Here is a 2,937-nt window from a genome sequence, read left to right as displayed (position 1 = left end):
CTTCCACCTCGGACCTATCTACCTCGTCATCTTCGAGGGATCTTACTTGCTTATGCAATGGGAAATCTCATCTTGAGGGGGGCTTCACGCTTAGATGCTTTCAGCGCTTATCCCTTCCGCACATAGCTACCCAGCGGTGCCCTTGGCAGGACAACTGGTACACCAGCGGTGCGTCCATCCCGGTCCTCTCGTACTAAGGACAGCTCCTCTCAAATTTCCTGCGCCCGCGACGGATAGGGACCGAACTGTCTCACGACGTTCTGAACCCAGCTCGCGTACCGCTTTAATGGGCGAACAGCCCAACCCTTGGGACCGACTACAGCCCCAGGATGCGATGAGCCGACATCGAGGTGCCAAACCTCCCCGTCGATGTGGACTCTTGGGGGAGATAAGCCTGTTATCCCCGGGGTAGCTTTTATCCGTTGAGCGATGGCCCTTCCATGCGGAACCACCGGATCACTAAGCCCGACTTTCGTCCCTGCTCGACTTGTAGGTCTCGCAGTCAAGCTCCCTTCTGCCTTTACACTCTTCGAATGATTTCCAACCATTCTGAGGGAACCTTTGGGCGCCTCCGTTACTCTTTGGGAGGCGACCGCCCCAGTCAAACTGCCCACCTGACACGGTCTCCCACCCCGATCAGGGGTGCGGGTTAGAACTTCAGTACGACAAGGGTGGTATCCCAAGGGCGACTCCGCCAAGACTGGCGTCCTGGCTTCTCGGTCTCCCACCTATCCTGTACATGACGTACCAAAATTCAATATCAGGCTGCAGTAAAGCTCCACGGGGTCTTTCCGTCCTGTCGCGGGTAACCTGCATCTTCACAGGTACTATAATTTCACCGGGTCTCTCGTTGAGACAGTGCCCAAGTCGTTACACCTTTCGTGCGGGTCGGAACTTACCCGACAAGGAATTTCGCTACCTTAGGACCGTTATAGTTACGGCCGCCGTTTACTGGGGCTTCGGTTCGCACCTTCGCTTTGAGCTAAGCGCTCCCCTTAACCTTCCAGCACCGGGCAGGTGTCAGCCCCTATACTTCGCCTTTCGGCTTCGCAGAGACCTGTGTTTTTGTTAAACAGTCGCTTGGGCCTTTTCACTGCGGCTCTCTCGGGCTCAACACCCAAGAGAGCACCCCTTCTCCCGAAGTTACGGGGTCATTTTGCCGAGTTCCTTAACGAGAGTTCTCCCGCGCACCTTAGGATTCTCTCCTCGCCTACCTGTGTCGGTTTGCGGTACGGGCACCTCTCACCTCGCTAGAGGCTTTTCTTGGCAGTGGAGGATCAGGGACTTCGGTACTTTGATTCCCTCGCCATCACGGCTCAGCCTTGACGCCAGACGGATTTGCCTATCTGGCAGCCTAACCGCTTGGACAGGCTATTCCAGCAGCCTGCTCACCCTACCTTCCTGCGTCCCCCCATTGCTCAAACGGTGAGGAGGTGGTACAGGAATCTCTACCTGTTGTCCATCGCCTACGCCTTTCGGCCTCGGCTTAGGTCCCGACTAACCCTGAGCGGACGAGCCTTCCTCAGGAAACCTTAGGCTTTCGGTGCAGAGGATTCTCACCTCTGTTTTCGCTACTCATACCGGCATTCTCACTTCTAAGCGCTCCACCCGTCCTTCCGGTCGGGCTTCGACGCCCTTAGAACGCTCCCCTACCGATGACGTCAGTCATCCCACAGCTTCGGTGATACGTTTAGCCCCGGTACATTTTCGGCGCAGAGTCACTCGACCAGTGAGCTATTACGCACTCTTTAAATGGTGGCTGCTTCTAAGCCAACATCCTGGTTGTCTAAGCAACTCCACATCCTTTTCCACTTAACGTATACTTTGGGACCTTAGCTGGTGATCTGGGCTGTTTCCCTTTTGACCACGGATCTTATCACTCGTAGTCTGACTCCCAAGGATAAGTCATTGGCATTCGGAGTTTGACTGAGTTCGGTAACCCGATGAGGGCCCCTAGCCCAATCAGTGCTCTACCTCCAAGACTCTTCCCTTGAGGCTAGCCCTAAAGCTATTTCGGGGAGAACCAGCTATCTCCAAGTTCGATTGGCATTTCACCCCTACCCACACCTCATCCCCGCACTTTTCAACGTGCGTGGGTTCGGGCCTCCAGTAGGTGTTACCCTACCTTCACCCTGGACATGGGTAGATCACCTGGTTTCGGGTCTACGACGACGTACTATGGCGCCCTATTCAGACTCGCTTTCGCTGCGGCTCCGTCTCTTCGACTTAACCTCGCACGTCATCGTAACTCGCCGGTTCATTCTACAAAAGGCACGCCATCACCCATGAATGGGCTCTGACTACTTGTAGGCACACGGTTTCAGGTTCTCTTTCACTCCCCTCCCGGGGTGCTTTTCACCTTTCCCTCACGGTACTGGTTCACTATCGGTCACTAGGGAGTATTTAGCCTTGGGAGATGGTCCTCCCTGCTTCCGACGGGATTCCTCGTGTCCCGCCGTACTCAGGATCCACTCAGGAGGGAACGAAGTTTCGACTACAGGGCTGTTACCTCCTCTGGCGGGCCTTTCCAGACCGCTTCGTCTACTCCGTTCCTTTCTCACTCCATGTTGAGTGTCCTACAACCCCAAGAGGCACGCCTCTTGGTTTGGGCTTCTCCCTTTTCGCTCGCCGCTACTCAGGGAATCGCGTTTGCTTTCTTCTCCTCCGGGTACTTAGATGTTTCAGTTCCCCGGGTCTGCCCTCCATACCCTATGGATTCAGGTATGGATCCTGCCCCATTACGGACAGGGGGTTTCCCCATTCGGAAATCTCCGGATCCACGCTTACTTACAGCTCCCCGAAGCATATCGGTGTTTGTCCCGTCCTTCATCGGCTCCTAGTGCCAAGGCATCCACCGTGCGCCCTTTCTAACTTAACCAGTGAAAAGAGCTTCACGTTCCTTTCTTCTTACCTGTTATCTAGTTTTCAAAGAACCAT

The 2,937-nt window shown here is 54.9% G+C and carries 1 rRNA gene; it reads right to left on the bottom strand.

Annotated features, from left to right (window positions below):
• A 23S ribosomal RNA gene (locus tag GGQ95_RS18100) occupies positions 1-2,878 on the bottom strand; the annotation flags it as partial.
• Positions 2,879-2,937: the final 59 nt, after the last annotated feature.

Origin of the sequence: Anoxybacteroides rupiense, assembly GCF_014196195.1 — a bacterium.
GTDB classification, from domain to species: Bacteria; Bacillota; Bacilli; order Bacillales; family Anoxybacillaceae; genus Anoxybacteroides; species Anoxybacteroides rupiense.
The sequence above is the reverse complement of the archived record's forward strand: the minus strand, read 5'-3'. Positions and strand labels throughout refer to the sequence as shown.